Below are 15,426 nucleotides of genomic sequence, written 5' to 3' on the forward strand. Positions count from 1 at the left end.
GTTTTATGAGACGCTGGCGACCAGGGATAGTCCTGATTTTTATTATTTTGCTCTCTGGTTGCGGCGTCCTGTCCAGGATAAGGCAAACGAAACATCATGGGCTCGAAACCCATGATTTCGATCTGCCCGTAATTACTTACTCCAGCGCCGATTCCACATCTAAAAAATTGCTGATCTTTTTCTCCGGTGACGGGGGATGGCTGGATTTTGACGATCAACTCGCTTCCGGTTTTGCTGCCGAAGGATTTGAGACCATAGGGTTGAATACCAGAACATATTTCTGGACAGGCAGAACACCCCAGTCTACGGCCGATGATGTCATGCAGCTGATCAGTAAATATGCATCACTGTATAAAACAAACAGGATCTACCTGTGTGGATATTCTTTTGGGGCCGATGTTGTTCCGTTTATCTATAACCGTCTGGTGCCATCAATGAAGAATAAGGTAGTGGCCATCACCCTGCTGTCGCCTTTTGCATCTTCTGCTTTTGTGATCCATACTTCGGATCTCCTCAATATTGGCGGGGACGACAAACCTTATAAGGTACAGCCAGAGGTTGAAGCGATTAAAATCCCTGTCATCTGCTTTTATGGCGAAAGGGAGAATCCAAAACCATTGGATGGTATACAGAAAAGGAACTTTTCATTAAGGCTTTTGCCCGGAGATCATCACTATGACGCCGCAGGATATGCGGATATCCTCTCGGCTATGCAGGGCTTGAGAAGGAACCTGCTGTTCAGGCCCTATCGTTTACGAAAGCTTTAGGTTGTAATTCTTCTTTGAAAAGTAATTTTTAGCTTCGCTTTTAAAAAAACCGATAGTCTTTTAGGGGATAGCCCCAATTACAAATACCTTTGCGGCATTAATATAAACAGATAAAGCACGATGAATAGTCAGATCGCCAGGATACAGTCCGTTATAGAACCATTAAGACAGGAAATTATCAACCACAAGGTTTATTCAGTTATCAATGATATAGATGACCTGAAAATCTTTATGCAGTACCATGTATATGCAGTATGGGATTTTATGTCACTGCTGAAATCACTGCAGATTGGCTTAACGGGTACGACTACACCCTGGTTTCCGGTAGGGAATGCAAATACGAGATACCTGATCAATGAGATTGTTACCGGTGAAGAATCTGATGTGGACAGTGCCGGCCTGCGCAAGAGCCACTATGAGATGTATCTCGAAGCTATGGAGCAATGTGGTGCTGATACCAAGCCTGTGCTGGAGTTTACTGCTATATTAAAAGAAACAGGCTCGTTTTTTAAAGCTTATGAAGAAGCTGAGGTACCAAAGGAGGCCAGGGAATTTATGGATTTTACCTTTGGGGTAATCAATGGAAAGCAATCCCATTTACAGTCTGCGGCTTTTACTTTTGGCAGGGAAGATCTTATCCCGAATATGTTCATTTCTATTGTAAGAGACCTGAATCAGAAGTTTCCTGACCAGCTGTCGCTGATTAAATATTACCTGGACCGCCACATTGAAGTTGATGGCGATCATCATTCTCACCTGGCACTGGATATGACTGCAGAACTTTGCGGAGATAATGAGGCATACTGGAAAGCCGCTGAAGAGATTACTGTGGCATCGCTAAAGCAGCGTATTCATTTATGGGACGGCGTATACAATGAGATTGTTGGCGTAAAGGCTCTGTAAAATAAAAAATCCGGTTCTCAATAAAAGAACCAGATTTTTTATTTATTCCGAAAGCAATCTGATTTCATGATCACCAATGGTGATCAGTCTTTCTTTATATAGGGCCCCGGTAGTTTTCTTGAATGCTTTTTTACTGACTTTCAGCAAGTCGTAAATATCATCCGGGGTACTTTTATCCCCAATAGGCAGTACGCCCTGATTTTCTTCGAGCATTCTGATCAGTACCTCTTTCATATCGAGGATATGGCCATAACCCATTGGCTGCAGGCTCAGGTCAATCTTACCTTCTACACGTACTTTCTTGATCCAGCCTTTTCTTACTTCACCCGGATTTAACTGGTCGAACAGTTCATTTGTATATAGCAGACCAATATATTTGTTATCGATAATAGCATTGTAGCCCAGGTCGCTGCGGTCAGCAATTAACAGACTGACTTCATCGCCTTCTTCAAAGTTGATATCATCCTCCTCAACATAATTGGTTAACCTCGACGAAGCCACCATACGGTCGTTACTGTCATCAAGGAATACATATACAACATGTTTATCTCCCTTAAACATCGGGCGTTTCTGTTCTTTCTCAGGTACATATACATCTTTATCGATGCCAATATCCATGAAAACACCATTCTCGCCATCTTCTACAACCGTCAAATAGGCAAAGTCGCCCACACAAGCCAAAGGCTTCTGCGTAGTGGCATGCAATTTCCCATCCTTATGCATGTATACAAAAACATTGATATTCTCGCCAACTTCCGCATCTTTGGGGACGTGGTTGTATGGCAACAGCGCCTCTTTATCGCCATCTGACAGTATCAGGCCTGTTTCTGTCTTGTTTATAATTCTGAGTTCGTTGTATTGTCCTATTTGTATCATTGGTGTTTACTGTTATTCAATCTGCAAAGGTAGCAATATCGGAGCAGGAACTGACATCGATCAAATATCCTTTTCATAATTATTGAAAAAGCTTACCACTATGCAGAATTCAATTTTTTATAAAAAACTGATTATATTTAATTTTTGAGAACATATGCTGACGGTTAGCGTTATGCCCTGCAGATGAACAATTCAGCTATCAACCCAATTAAAACAGCCTTTCCACCAATTGTAGACGAGCACTGCACAGTGCTATTGCTGGGTACAATGCCAGGTGACCGCTCACTGAGGCTTCAGCAATATTACGGGCATGCAGGTAACCATTTCTGGAAATTGATTTATACGCTTTTTGACCAGCCGCTGCAACCTGATTACGAACAGAGAAAATCATTCTTACTTGAGCATCATATTGCCCTTTGGGATGTACTGGAGTCCTGCACCTGCGAGGGTAGTCTGGACAGTAATATCAAAAATGAGGTGGTTAATGATTTTGCGGCTTTTTATGAGCAGTATCCAAACCTCAGCCATGTCTTTTTTGACAGCAGGAAAGCTGAAGAGTTTTACCTGAAGTACGTTGGAAAAAGCATGGATAAGATCTATCATTTGCTGCCCTCTCCAAGTCGTGCGAATGCCTCCAAATCATTCGAACAAAAACTTGAAGCCTGGAAGGAGTTACTGCTGTATACAAAAGGATAAATCGTATTAATCAATCATTTGTGTTGCTTATCTTTGCGCTATAAATGAACGATATCATCTCCAAAAACACCCACAGGATATTCCTGAGTACCTTTTTCTTTATGTCTGGCTTCAGCTTTTCCACCTGGGCCTCAAGAATCCCGACCATCAAAATGGCCTTTGGGTTTAATGATGCAGAGCTGGGTTCGATCCTGCTGGCTATGCCTGTTGGTTCTCTGATTGGTTTACCCATCACCGGCTGGCTGGTCTCGCGTTATGACAGCCGTATCCCGCTGACTGTCGGTTATGCATTGAACTCAGTTGCCATGGCTCTGATCGGCTTTACGCACAATACAGTTGCGCTGGTCGTTGCGGTTGTGCTGTTCGCCTTTACATCCAGGATCTTTAACATTTCGATGAATACGCAGGCCATCACCGTGCAAAAGTTATTTACTAAAAAGATCAACGGGTCTTTTCATGGTTTCTGGAGTACGGGGGGGATTGCCGGGGTTGCATTTTCAACCGTATTGCTGGCGTTAAACGCGTCTATCCAGGTTCACTTTCTGATCGTTGCCAGCATCACCCTGCTGATGGCAGCTTATTCTTTCAGGTTTCTGTTGAAAGGCGACCGTTCTGCGAGTGGCAATAAAATCATTATCGGCAAGCCTGATCCCTATATCCTTTGTCTGGGGATCGTTGCTTTCCTTTCGGCTATCTGTGAAGGAGGAATGTTCGACTGGAGCGGTATATATTTCCAGCAGGTGCTGCATGTTAAGATCTTTACCTATGGATACCTGATCTTCATGTTATTTATGGCCATGTCCCGCTTTCTTTCTGATCTGATCATTGGAAAGATTGGTATGGCAGCCACTTACTTGATGAGTGCCGTGTTTATTATTTCCGGTATCCTGATGGCTATTGTGATCCCTCATTTCTGGATCGCGATGATTGGGTTTTCGCTTGTGGGTTTCGGTACGGCTTCAGTTATCCCGATGTCTTATTCCATGGCGGGTAATTCCAGGAAGTATTCTGCAGGTATGGCAATCTCCATCATTGCCACTTACTATATTACCGGCACATTTTTGGGACCGCCGCTGATCGGTTACCTGGCGCACGCTTTTGGATTGAGAATCGCGTTTATTGTATTTGGGGCTTGCGGACTGCTGCTAATCCCTGTATCTCAGCTGGTTTTTAAGTATAAAAAGTTTGAAGAAGAAATAATTTAAAAAAATATGCTGCCCGCACACAATATTTCGCTTTTTAAGCGTTTATATATCCGAGAGCGTTAATTTAGATGGCGGGGATGTTGCGAGAGTGATATCCCCGCTTCTTTTTTACAGCTAAAACAATACCATCCTCCGGTATGTTATTCATCAAAACAGCGATCATGTCAAACTTCAGCGAAATCATTAAATCAGAAAAACCCGTATTGGTAGACTTCTCTGCCGAATGGTGCGGACCTTGTAAAATGATGGCACCGATTCTTCAGCAGTTAAAGGGACTGATGGGAGAGCGTGCAACTATCCTCAAAGTGGATGTAGACAAGAACCCGGCAGTATCAGGTCAGTATCAGATCCAGGGTGTTCCTACACTGATCCTGTTTAAAGGCGGAGAAGTGAAATGGAGGCAGTCGGGCGTAATCCCTGCAAATCAGCTGCAGAGCATTATTGAAAGACATCTTTAGAAGATATCTGTACATGTTTATATATTGATATCATTATGTAGATATGCAGATGTACTTTGGTGCCAGACTTCAGCAGGTTTAAACATAGGTTTGATTTAAAAATACCTCTGCAATTGTTCCGCTGCCATCAATTGATCTTAGCCTGAATTCCCCGTTGAGGTCTTCAACCATTCTTTTTACCAGTGATAATGCGGATTTGTCACTACATGGATCTGTAGTTTCAATTTCTTCTCCAGTGAGCACCTTGTCTACAGCTGTATTGCTCATACCAGAACCAGAATCAGTTACTTTGATCTTGAGCAGGTTGTAAGTAGCCTGGGCCTTAATTTCCAGGTCAACTGTGATCAGGCCCATCTCTGTAGTACAGCTAAGCGCACAATTGATAAGATTGCCGGTAATCTGAAGTACTTTATTTTTCATGAAGGCCACAAACTTTGTGCGTTCACTTACATTGACTTCGAGTTCTATACCTTTATTGATTGCCTGTGGGGTATATAACCTTTCCAGCTTATCTTTAAAAATATGAAGATTAAATTCGTCCTTTTTTAAAGGCGCAATCTGGATCTCAGCAATAATCTGGTCAGCGATGCTCATTACATCTTTACTGCTGCTGTTGATCTGTGCCGCAGCCTCAAGGATATCATCCATTGTATTTTCCGATCCCTGATCTGCGATTAGTCCGGATAGGCCTATGATACCTGCCAGCGGGCCTCTGATCTCATGCGCAATCTTTTTCTGGGATTCCGTAAGTTCTGACAGGTTATGTTTGAGCGTATCAATGGTTTTCAGTGTATTCAGGCGGTTGGCCACTTCTGCCGCTACAATCTTCAGCAGTTCGATTTTATCCGGACCAAGCGATCTGTATTCATCGTCAATTACACAAAGCGCCCCAATGTGATGTCCGTCAGCGGTAGTCAAAGGCAGGCCGAAATAGTATTTCAGCTGCAATGGACCCGAAACATATGGTTTGTCTTTAAAGCGCTCATCCGCGGAAAGATCAGGAATTTCAAACTGGTGTTTTTCCGCAATTGTATATTGGCAGACAGAATCTTCCCGTGGCATTTGATTGATATTAAGGCCATGTTCTGCTATGGTCCATTGTGTAAAAGTATCAATGAGGTTCACCAGTGACATTTTTGTACCGGCAATTTTTGCGGCGAGGGTGGCAAGATCTTTGAACTGCTCTCCCATATTGGAGTAGTCGATGTCAAATTCTGCCAGGCTGAATACCCTTTCTATCTCATTATCTGGCAGAGGAAGAGGTTTTTTAGACATAAATAAATTCGTAGTTTAGAAGCGTTGTACTAAAATAACTGTTATTTGTTATAAATTGTTGTTCATTTTGTGAAATAACCTGTTCATTTTCTGAGGCAATTAAATCAGTTTAATAGCTGCCAATAGCCAATTATTATATAACTTTAAAAATCAAATATAAATTATGAAGAAATTATCTGTGATACTCCTGATTTTTGCGAGCAGCCTGGCTGCAAATGCACAGTCTAAAGATGAAACCCTTGTTGCTGCAGGTGTAGAGAAACTACGGGCAGCAATGATCAGCGGCAATAAAGCCGATCTGGAAAGTGTATTGTCCAATGATTTGACCTATGCTCATTCGAGCGGAAAAATTCAGAGCAAGGAAGTTTTTGTTGAAGAGATCTCTACCAAGAAATCTGATTTTGTGACCATTGCCCTGACTAAACAAAGCATCAGTATTACAGGTGATGTGGCTATTGTTAGTCACCAGTTGAATGCAACAACAAATGACGGCGGTAAACCTGCGGCCCCGCATTTGAATATTGTTCTGGTGTGGAAGAAAACAAAAAGCGAATGGAAGCTGATTGCCAGAAGGGCCTTTCACGCGCCAGCGGCAGAATAGGAAATGAAATGCAGAACTGATCAGTAGCTGCGGTTTAACCTGCTGATCAGTTCTGAACTTTGCAGCCTGCCGTGCTCCAGCCGGTCTTCAAAGAAAAGCTTGGCATCATTGAAATGATGTTTATAGCCATTCATATCACCATAACCTATGATAGATGACCATTCCCTTACCGCAGAGTGGAATTCCAGATCATCCGTACGGATCTGTTTATTATAGATAGCTGCATTGATAGATTCTTCAAGCAGCTCTTCATTCCTGAAAAGGTACTCTACAATCCCAAGTCTTAATCTGAAAGGAGGTGTCTGGCAGATCAGGTTGTCATAAGGGTTGATTCCCAGCTGGTACCATGCATCGGCCATACTCAGTAAACTCAAGTGTGAATTTGGTGTACGCGGTATCCCGCTGCCTGATAGGGAGAACTCCTGCATCACCTGATTATCCAGCAGCAGGAACTGTTTGGTATCAGGAAAAAGGAAATGTTTAGCCTTCATGATGCGCACACGAAAATCATTCTCATTTTCTGTGATCATCATTTTAAAAAGATCCGATTCTGATTGGGCATAGGATTTAATCTGCTGCCTTGCATAGGGGTTCAGAATGGCTAGTCCGGCATAAATATGTGCTTTATAACTGAAGATCCTGAGCATGGTCAGAATCTTGACATTGTCGATTCCCCCAAAGTAAGAGGCATTTTCCCAGGGAAAAAATCCTGCGCTTTTCCAGGCTGTGCCCATGCTTTCAAAGCCCATATGTGTTACCGCCTGTGTATCCGCTACAATTTTATCATGGGTATGGTAATCACTCATCTCTACCAGGTCAGATTCCAGTGCGGAAAGCACATCCACCATCCGCATGTAAGCTTCTGCATCGCAGCGGTAGGGGATAACGATCAATGTCTGGTCTTTTGTATCAAATCCGGGTCCGTGCAGGGAGTGACAGGTAATGATATTTACATCTTTGGGCAGGTAGGCTTCAAAGGCGGCTATTTCGGGATGTTTTACAGAGGTTTGTCCTGCTACAATTGCACCATATTTAGTTGCACTGCCATATCTCTGTACCACATCTGCAATTTTTTCGGCCTCTACGGCATAAAAAATGATATCAGATTTTCTGGATACAGCACTTCCGTCAACCATCAGCTCAATCCCCAGCGGAGAAAGTTCTTCTTCCAGTTTTTCATAAAACTCAGGCAGATCAGAACCGCATACCTGGTATCCCGCTTTTGCAAAACGTTTTGCATAAAGTTTGCCCATATCTCCCAGGCCAATAATTCCTATAAGCATCGCATCATATTATGTAGCAAATTACCGAAAATATGCTGATAAAGGAGGAACATTTAGCACATTTCTTATTAGTTTTACGCTGATTTAACTACCACAATGGATCAGCAGCAGAAAGAAGCAGTAGAAAATATCCGTCAGTCTCGCGAAAATTCAAATAAAGCTATCCGTGAGCATAATGTTTCTGGAGTAGCACAGTACTGGCTCGAGGATATGATTGTGATCTCCGGTGAGGGAGGGCAGTATGTTGGCAAAAAAGCCCTCGTAGAAGTTTTCACAGAGATGTTTGCTGCAGATCCTCCGGTATTTGAACGTATTCCCGCCGAGATTAAAATAGGAGACAGTGGAATTCTGGCCTGGGAAACAGGAACCTGGAACTACAAAACTGCAAAGTTCAGGGGCAATTACTCTGCCATGTGGCGGAAAGTCAAAGGTGTTTGGCTGACCCAGTCCGAATTATTTGTTTCGCTGGATTAGCGGCTGCTCCCTCAATACTTTGCTACTTATTTAGACAAGTTGTGGAGATCCTCCACACCAGTATTTTAGTTGGACAAAATTAAATATCTGATAGTCAGGTTTTTGGGTTTTGTGCCAAACATGGCATTATTATGCGACAATCCTAAACGAATTAAATAATTAAAATATTAAACGAGTCGGCTGAGTATCCAGATCTATCAGGACATCCGGTCACAATAAATAACAGACATCATGAAAAATTTCATCTTAACAGCAACAGTATTAGCATTCGCAGGTATATCAACAGTTAAAGCATCAGAAGCTAAAACTCCGGCGGCAATTTCTGTACAGCAGGATAGCACCCAGAAAGTACCTGTTAAACTTGAAGAATTACCTGCACCTGTAACAACAACTTTAAAAGCTGATGCGTATAAAGAGTGGACACCAACAGCCGCTTTTCTAGTAACCAATGCAGACAAAACACAGTATTACCATATTGATGTGAAAAAAGGTACTGAAGTAGCCTTTATCAAAATCACCAAGGATGGTGTTGTAGTTCAATAAGCCTCATATCAACCATTTCATACAATGAAAGAAGCCGGATTTATCCGGCTTTTTTTGTGTAAAAAGGTTTTTTGTTATTAACATTAATTGTGGATAACATTAATAAATAGTTTAAGTACAGCGGTTTGCAGTGTGTATAAAGTTCAGGATATTCAAACGTGATTTCAACAATTGGCAAAATCATAAGGTCTATTCCCGCTTATAGACTTGTTTTCCACATTATTTGTTGATAACCTGTTGATAGGCATCAAATAATTGTGGATAGCTGTTCATATATATTTGTTTGGCTAAATTTTCAAATTCTGCAAAGCAAAAACGCCAGTCCCTGGGGAACCGGCGTTTTTTGCAATTGTGTGTGTGTTTTATTTTAGTGACCGCGACCACCTCTGTTGTCCTGGCGGTTGTCATTTCCTTTACCATTATTTTTACCGGCATTGTTATTTTTAGCCGGAGTATTACGGTTGGTGGTATTGTTCCTTACAGTAGTATTTCTAACTGTGGTAGTTCTTACATTGGTATTGCCTCTGCCGTTATTGTTTCTTGCATTTACATACCTGGCATCTTTGCTGTCCCTGATATTACCTTGTTTTCCTTTAGTACCTTTGTATTTGCTGTACTCCCTGACATGTGTCTGGTGAGACAGGTAAGGTTTAGGTGTATTCATCACTACTTTGTAGGAATTGTACAGGTCAAAATTGCTGTATTGTGATGGCAGGCTATTTCTCCAGATCCAGCTTCCATTATTTAAATATACATATTGCTGAGCCGGCACATTGTAATAGGCATCTACATCTGGCAGGTAGTAGTAGTCTACATGGTCATAACCGGTAGGGCCCCATTGTGGTTGTGATCCTATATTGATATTTAAACTTACCTGCGCTTTAGTGCTTATGCTGCTTAACGAAGCTACTCCGAAGATGACAGCTAAAATAATTCTTTTCATTGTTGTTTGTGTGTTAGTTGTGTAGTCTATTCCAAACGGGGTGCCGAAAAGAACGAACTCTCAGACAGAATCTGCCAATAGCAGGATTGTGCCGACCAAAAGGCTGTTCACGTCGCCCCCGGATCAAAAAGTACCGACAAAGGGACCTGTCAGAGATTGTTTTCTGAATTGATTTTTATAATTTTGAAAGATGATAGACGTAACCTGCGCACTGATTATAGGTCATAAAGGGAAAATTCTGGTCGCACAAAGAAGTTCGTCCATGCGTCTGCCCTTAAAATGGGAGTTTCCGGGAGGTAAGGTAGAAGCAGGTGAGGAGGCCGGGGAATGCCTGCTGCGTGAGATTGCTGAGGAACTGAATGTAGAGGTAGAAATTATCCGTGCAATGCTGCCTTCTGAACACGACAATGGTCAGCAGGCAATCCGCTTAATTCCATTTATCTGCCGGATAAAAAGCGGGGACATCCAACTGACAGAACATGCTGCGATTGTCTGGCTTGAGCCGGAGAAACTGGATACACTTGATTGGGCTGAAGCGGATATTCCGGTTGTTCAGCAATATCTTGCCGGCTTTCATCCGTTTAAAATATCTCCATCATCTGAAAACTAATTGATCAAAGTCTTGTTCTAAGTAAAAATCTAAATTTATGAACTCTTTTTTCAAAACTATCATTGCAGGCTGGGGAGCCAAAAAATTAGGCGGCGGCTGTTTATCTACGATACTTATTTTTGTATTGATTTATGTGGCACTGGGACAATGCAGCAGAACACCTCAACGTACCGGACAATTGCAGAAAGCTGCTCCGGCAAGCCATAACATACAAAGAGGCTAGGACTATAAAATAAGAAACGGGGAACATCCAGGCGGATGATCCCCGTTATCTAATTAACGCTCTCGTATATAAGACGCTTAAATATGCTGTTTATTGTGTAAGCTGAAAAATACTTTAAAATCAGTTGGCGCGGAATGAAGCTGTTGGTTTAGCCAGTTCATATTTTATCCAGAAATCGGAGGATTTACTACCGGCGCCGGAACGCTCAGCATCCATACCACCGTGCATGCCTCCGCCTGGCCTGCCTCCGCCTCCACCATGAGGCATACCTCCACCTCCGCCCATACCGCCGCCCATTCTTCCGCTACCCATACCGCCGGATCTTCCTCCACCTTCAGGCGGACGTTTTCCACTCTCAGGGTGCTCAGGCCTGTTTGAAGCATTCATTTTGATGTTATAGGCGATAGCTTTGCCTTCATTACCTTTTAATTCCAGCAGTGCAAGCGGAATCGACAGTTCACAGATATAATCTCTCTGTTTATTAAATGCCGCGGCTATCTGTATCCCCTCTTTGTTAGGAACAGGAAGTGCCCCATCCGGAATTTGACTGAAACCCGAAACCTGGATCGCAGTTACTCCCGGAGCATGCTCAGGATTGGGATGATGTATCATTTCCGGTTCAGGATGCTGTACCGAATCGCTTTGTCCTGAATGTGGCGGGGGAGGTTGCTGCATTCCAAGGAAATTAAGTTTTATGCCATCTTTCTTTTTTCCGGCCGTATTGATATTTAAAGTGAGTCCGCCTCTCAGTAATTTTCCTGTAGTTGCAGCATCGAGTGATTCAATGATGAGATACAGGTTTTGCTGGTCGTTGGCCAGTGCAAAAGCGAGCTGGGTTGGTGTATTGTAGTTATTCAAAGGTTCATGCCATTCCGAAGAATTGCCGTCCACTACCACAGGCTGCGGCATCCACAGATTTACATCTTCATCGGGATCTGCATGCTGTGCGAGCGCTTTTTCCGCAGAAAGACCGGCCAGGCTGATGAGCATTAAGCCGAATATGATTTTCTTATTCATTTTGATAGGGCAGGAGACAATCTGCGAAGTAAAATTATCTGATCAGGCACTGACTTTTAAGATTTTAACATTCTTTAACGGTTGCCGGGGCATTTAACCAATTGTGCCTGCTCAGACAGCGTTTGAATTAAGTTCATTATTATTCCAGAAGTATTTGTGTGATTTTCAGGTAATGTTTCTAAATTTAGGTTTTAACGTCTCTGCTATGAAATCACGCTGTTTCCTCCTTTTATTCCTGTTTACCTTCAGTGCATTTGCCCAGCAAAAGGGCAGGATTTTAGTAACCGATCTTTACCAGATCAGGACTGCCTCGAATATCAGGTTTTCTCCTGACGGGAAATGGTATGTGTACAGTGTGCAGGCAATTGTTCCAAACGAGGATAAAAACGGAGAATACGACTACCAGTATCAGTGGTTTCTTGCGCCGGCAGATCAGCGTACCCCGCCAAGGGCGATCACAAATAATAAAGAAAACACTGCGGGAGCCTGCTGGTCTGCTGACGGGAAACAGTTGTTTTTTGCAAGGATGATCAAGGGTAAACCGCAGTTGTTCAGCCTGCCGCTGAATGGGGGCGAAGCCAGGCAACTGACAGATTTCCGGTATGGTGCGGGCAGTCCGGCGGTAAGCCCTGATGGTAAAGTCCTGATTTTTTCTGCTTCCCTCAGCACTGAGGAACTACTGAAAGATTCAGTATTAAATGCGGATAAAAAGGCACCTTTGTGGAACGCCGAAAAACCTGGAATGACTACAGATGACATGTATCGGAATACTGCTAAAGGTAATGCTGACGGTACACTGCAGGAAATCAGAACCTATCTGCTGCAGAATGAAAAAGATAAAAAAGCCAAAGTATTTAACAGGCTGAATTTCCAGGGTGAAGCTGCTACAAACCCGGAACTGCGCTATACACATTTGTTTAGCCTGTCGCTGCTGAAAGCAGATGCTGTTCCGGTCGCGCTGACCGGTGGTTATTACAGCTATAGCCTGGGCGACATCAGTCCGGATAGTAAATATGTACTGATTAATGCAGATCTGAATGTTTCCCTGCATCCGGACAGGTCTCAGGAATCTGCTATCTACCGCCTGCCGGTTATTGGCGGAACACCGGAGTTACTGCTCAGTGAACCGGATTACCGCTATACTGCAGCCAGCATTTCTCCTGACGGAAAATGGATGAGTTATCAGACCCAGCCTGCTAACGGAGTAAACATCAGCAGGACATTTATTTATAATTTTGCAAGTAAAGAAAAGACCGCTATTGTCCTTGACCGTAATCTGGATGCGCTTACCTGGAGTCCGGATAATAAATACCTTTACTTTTTGGCGCAGTCCAATGGGGGAAATGTACTGCACAGATACAATCTTTCGGGTAAATCAGTAGCTCGCCTTTCTGACTTTGATAGCGGTATTACATCTTTTGATATCAGCAAATCCCAGTTGGTTTACGCTAAACTTGGTGTTGCCGATCCTTCTGAAGTATATGCTGCAGACCTGCTGAATAAATCTCCTGAAGTGATTACTCAGCTGAATACAGGCTGGCTGGCAGCCAGGCAGCTGAGTTATCCGGTAAAAAAGACGTTCAAAAATGAACTGGGCATGGAAGTGGAGTATTGGGTAATGAAACCTGCTGGTCTGGAAGCCGGGCGCAAATATCCTGTAATGCTGGAGATCCATGGTGGCCCTGCGGCAATGTGGGGGCCGGGGGAAGCGAGTATGTGGCACGAATTCCAATACTATTCAGGCATGGGATACGGTGTTGTTTACAGCAACCCGCGCGGATCTGGCGGATATGGTGAAGCTTTTTTACGCGGTAATGTGAAGGACTGGGGCGAAGGCCCGACGAAGGATGTCATCAAAGCACTGGACCTCACAATTGCTGAAGGATGGGCAGATACCACGCAACAGTTCATCACCGGAGGATCTTACGCCGGTTACCTTACAGCCTGGATAGTTGGCCATACCAATAGGTTTAAGGCTGCCTGTGCGCAGCGCGGGGTATATGATCTCAGTACATTTTTTGGTGAGGGCAATGCCTGGCGCCTGGTGCCCAATTACTTTGGCGGTTATCCCTGGGAAAGTTCAGTTGCTGGGCTCCTGCGGGCACAGTCACCATTTACATTCGTCGATAAAATTCATACCCCCCTGATTATCTTTCATGGAGAAACCGACCTGCGTACAGGTGTTATCCAATCGGAAATGATGTATAAGGCGCTTAAGGTCCTCGGTCGTGATGTAGAATATGTAAGGCATCCCGGAGGTACGCATGAGCTGACACGCTCAGGGAACAACAGGCAGCGTGTAGACCAGATGCTGCGAACGATGGAATTCTTCGAACGTTATAAAAAATGATAAAGAATTTAGCTGCGGCTTACAAAGAATCATTTTCCGGACTAAGCCGCGAAACCTGGATATTGAGCACAGTGATGTTTATTAACCGCTGCAGCAGTATGGCCGTGCCTTTCATGAGCCTGTACATGACGCAGTATCTGCACAGGCCAATGTCTGACGCCGGACTGATCATTGCACTTTTTGGGGCAGGCTCACTTGCAGGGGCTTCAGTAGGGGGCAAGCTCACTGATGTAATAGGGTTCAGCGCTGTACAGATCTATTCTTCCATTATTGGTGGGGTATTTTTTATCCTGTATTCAACCATTACTCATTTTGAACTGCTGTGTTTTTTTACCCTGCTCATCGGTTTTTTCTCCGAAGCATTTAAACCCGCAAATTATGCTGCGATTACGGTTTATGCTGCTCCGGGCACAACTACCAGGTCCTTTTCGCTAAACAGGCTGGCCAATAATATGGGCTTTGCCATCGGCAGCAGCATCGGGGGAATGATTGCCTTTTTTAGCTATCCCCTGCTGTTCATTGTAGACGGGGGAGTGAGCATAATGGCGGGCATAGCTATTTTCTTCATGCTTCCCAACATAAAAAAGGCAGCAAAAACTGCTGCTGAAAAGATCATACAGTCTTCGGTTATCAAACCCTGGAAGGATGTTTTGTTCATGAAATTTCTGCTGCTGAATATTTTGCTTACCATATGCTTCTTTCTCCTTTTCAGAGTGGTTCCGCTTTTCTATAAAGAAGTTTGGCATATCGATGAGTTTTGGATCGGACTGATCCTGGGCATGAACGGCCTGATCATCGCCCTTTTTGAAATGGTTATGATCAGCAGAATAGAGAATAAACGATCACCTATCCAATATATCGTTATGGGGGTCCTGATGATTGCCCTAGCTTACTGTATACTGCTCCTGCCCGGGATCGTACCGGTAGTTGCTGCAGTAATGGTAACCATTACTTTTACCATCGGTGAAATGCTGGCCCTGCCTTTTATCAATACTTTTGTGATGAGCCGGACAACTGACCATAACAGAGGACAATATGCAGCAGGTTACACCATGAGCTGGTCCATTTCACAGGTGATCGGGCCTTCTGCCGGTTTTTACCTTGCAGAAATGTATGGCTATAACTGGCTATGGATCGGGCTGATACTTCTGCTCCTGTTATGTGCACTGGGATTTAAACTCCTCGGTCGGAATATGGACTAA

17 protein-coding genes are annotated in these 15,426 nt (G+C 43.6%); 12 read left to right on the top strand and 5 right to left on the bottom strand.

Annotated elements, in window-relative coordinates; all coding sequences use genetic code 11:
• The first annotated feature begins 5 nt into the window (after nucleotides 1-5).
• Nucleotides 6-767: an AcvB/VirJ family lysyl-phosphatidylglycerol hydrolase gene (locus tag ABWY16_RS04660; RefSeq protein WP_353903488.1), complete on the top strand. Its 762-nt coding sequence runs from the start codon at nucleotides 6-8 to the stop codon at nucleotides 765-767.
• Between the two features lie 120 nt (nucleotides 768-887).
• Entirely contained in the window at nucleotides 888-1,670 is a 783-nt protein-coding gene (locus tag ABWY16_RS04665) for a DUF3050 domain-containing protein (RefSeq protein ID WP_353903489.1), read from the top strand.
• Between the two features lie 42 nt (nucleotides 1,671-1,712).
• Here ABWY16_RS04665 and ABWY16_RS04670 read toward each other — a convergent pair whose 3' ends face one another.
• Nucleotides 1,713-2,546 (bottom strand): CvfB family protein, encoded by an 834-nt coding sequence (locus ABWY16_RS04670; protein ID WP_353903490.1) that lies wholly within the window; start codon nucleotides 2,544-2,546, stop codon nucleotides 1,713-1,715.
• A gap of 183 nt (nucleotides 2,547-2,729) precedes the next feature.
• Between ABWY16_RS04670 and ABWY16_RS04675 the strand changes: the two genes are divergently transcribed.
• The 3 genes from ABWY16_RS04675 to trxA all read left to right on the top strand — a co-directional run bounded on the left by ABWY16_RS04675 (nucleotide 2,730) and on the right by trxA (nucleotide 4,905).
• Entirely contained in the window at nucleotides 2,730-3,242 is a 513-nt protein-coding gene (locus ABWY16_RS04675; protein WP_353903491.1) for a DNA-deoxyinosine glycosylase, read from the top strand.
• 44 nt (nucleotides 3,243-3,286) lie between these two features.
• A complete protein-coding gene (locus ABWY16_RS04680; protein ID WP_353903492.1) occupies nucleotides 3,287-4,447 on the top strand; it encodes an MFS transporter in 1,161 nt (386 codons plus the stop codon).
• A 161-nt stretch (nucleotides 4,448-4,608) separates the two neighbouring features.
• Nucleotides 4,609-4,905: a thioredoxin gene (gene trxA, locus ABWY16_RS04685; protein WP_353903493.1), complete on the top strand. Its 297-nt coding sequence runs from the start codon at nucleotides 4,609-4,611 to the stop codon at nucleotides 4,903-4,905.
• A gap of 78 nt (nucleotides 4,906-4,983) precedes the next feature.
• Here trxA and ABWY16_RS04690 read toward each other — a convergent pair whose 3' ends face one another.
• Nucleotides 4,984-6,180, bottom strand: a complete 1,197-nt coding sequence (locus ABWY16_RS04690; protein WP_353903494.1) for a GAF domain-containing sensor histidine kinase — start codon at nucleotides 6,178-6,180, stop codon at nucleotides 4,984-4,986.
• Nucleotides 6,181-6,343: 163 nt separating this feature from the next.
• On the opposite strand from ABWY16_RS04690, the gene ABWY16_RS04695 reads away from it, so the two are divergent.
• Complete coding sequence (locus ABWY16_RS04695; RefSeq protein ID WP_353903495.1) at nucleotides 6,344-6,781, top strand: nuclear transport factor 2 family protein; 438 nt, start codon at nucleotides 6,344-6,346, stop codon at nucleotides 6,779-6,781.
• 20 nt (nucleotides 6,782-6,801) lie between these two features.
• Here ABWY16_RS04695 and ABWY16_RS04700 read toward each other — a convergent pair whose 3' ends face one another.
• The gene (locus ABWY16_RS04700) at nucleotides 6,802-8,064 is read right to left on the bottom strand and encodes an NAD(P)-binding domain-containing protein (RefSeq protein WP_353903496.1); all 1,263 of its coding nucleotides are present in this window, start codon (nucleotides 8,062-8,064) and stop codon (nucleotides 6,802-6,804) included.
• Nucleotides 8,065-8,160: 96 nt separating this feature from the next.
• Between ABWY16_RS04700 and ABWY16_RS04705 the strand changes: the two genes are divergently transcribed.
• Both ABWY16_RS04705 and ABWY16_RS04710 read left to right on the top strand, forming a co-directional pair.
• Nucleotides 8,161-8,538 (top strand): YybH family protein, encoded by a 378-nt coding sequence (locus ABWY16_RS04705; protein ID WP_353903497.1) that lies wholly within the window; start codon nucleotides 8,161-8,163, stop codon nucleotides 8,536-8,538.
• A gap of 231 nt (nucleotides 8,539-8,769) precedes the next feature.
• Complete coding sequence (locus ABWY16_RS04710; protein ID WP_353903498.1) at nucleotides 8,770-9,081, top strand: hypothetical protein; 312 nt, start codon at nucleotides 8,770-8,772, stop codon at nucleotides 9,079-9,081.
• A 367-nt stretch (nucleotides 9,082-9,448) separates the two neighbouring features.
• On the opposite strand, the gene ABWY16_RS04715 is transcribed toward ABWY16_RS04710, so the two are convergent.
• Nucleotides 9,449-10,024: a hypothetical protein gene (locus ABWY16_RS04715; protein ID WP_353903499.1), complete on the bottom strand. Its 576-nt coding sequence runs from the start codon at nucleotides 10,022-10,024 to the stop codon at nucleotides 9,449-9,451.
• 190 nt (nucleotides 10,025-10,214) lie between these two features.
• On the opposite strand from ABWY16_RS04715, the gene ABWY16_RS04720 reads away from it, so the two are divergent.
• Nucleotides 10,215-10,634: a (deoxy)nucleoside triphosphate pyrophosphohydrolase gene (locus tag ABWY16_RS04720; RefSeq protein WP_353903500.1), complete on the top strand. Its 420-nt coding sequence runs from the start codon at nucleotides 10,215-10,217 to the stop codon at nucleotides 10,632-10,634.
• 37 nt (nucleotides 10,635-10,671) lie between these two features.
• The gene (locus ABWY16_RS04725) at nucleotides 10,672-10,857 is read left to right on the top strand and encodes a hypothetical protein (RefSeq protein ID WP_353903501.1); all 186 of its coding nucleotides are present in this window, start codon (nucleotides 10,672-10,674) and stop codon (nucleotides 10,855-10,857) included.
• Nucleotides 10,858-10,977: 120 nt separating this feature from the next.
• Here ABWY16_RS04725 and ABWY16_RS04730 read toward each other — a convergent pair whose 3' ends face one another.
• Nucleotides 10,978-11,874 carry a hypothetical protein gene (locus ABWY16_RS04730; protein WP_353903502.1) on the bottom strand — a complete coding sequence of 299 codons (897 nt, stop codon included), beginning with the start codon at nucleotides 11,872-11,874 and terminating at the stop codon, nucleotides 10,978-10,980.
• Nucleotides 11,875-12,079: 205 nt separating this feature from the next.
• Here ABWY16_RS04730 and ABWY16_RS04735 point away from each other — a divergent pair, with 205 nt between their 5' ends.
• Entirely contained in the window at nucleotides 12,080-14,224 is a 2,145-nt protein-coding gene (locus tag ABWY16_RS04735; RefSeq protein ID WP_353903503.1) for a S9 family peptidase, read from the top strand.
• The gene (locus ABWY16_RS04740; RefSeq protein ID WP_353903504.1) at nucleotides 14,221-15,426 is read left to right on the top strand and encodes an MFS transporter; all 1,206 of its coding nucleotides are present in this window, start codon (nucleotides 14,221-14,223) and stop codon (nucleotides 15,424-15,426) included. Before ABWY16_RS04735 ends, ABWY16_RS04740 begins: the two co-directional genes overlap by 4 nt.

Source organism: Pedobacter sp. (assembly GCF_040513095.1).
GTDB lineage: Bacteria > Bacteroidota > Bacteroidia > Sphingobacteriales > Sphingobacteriaceae > Pedobacter.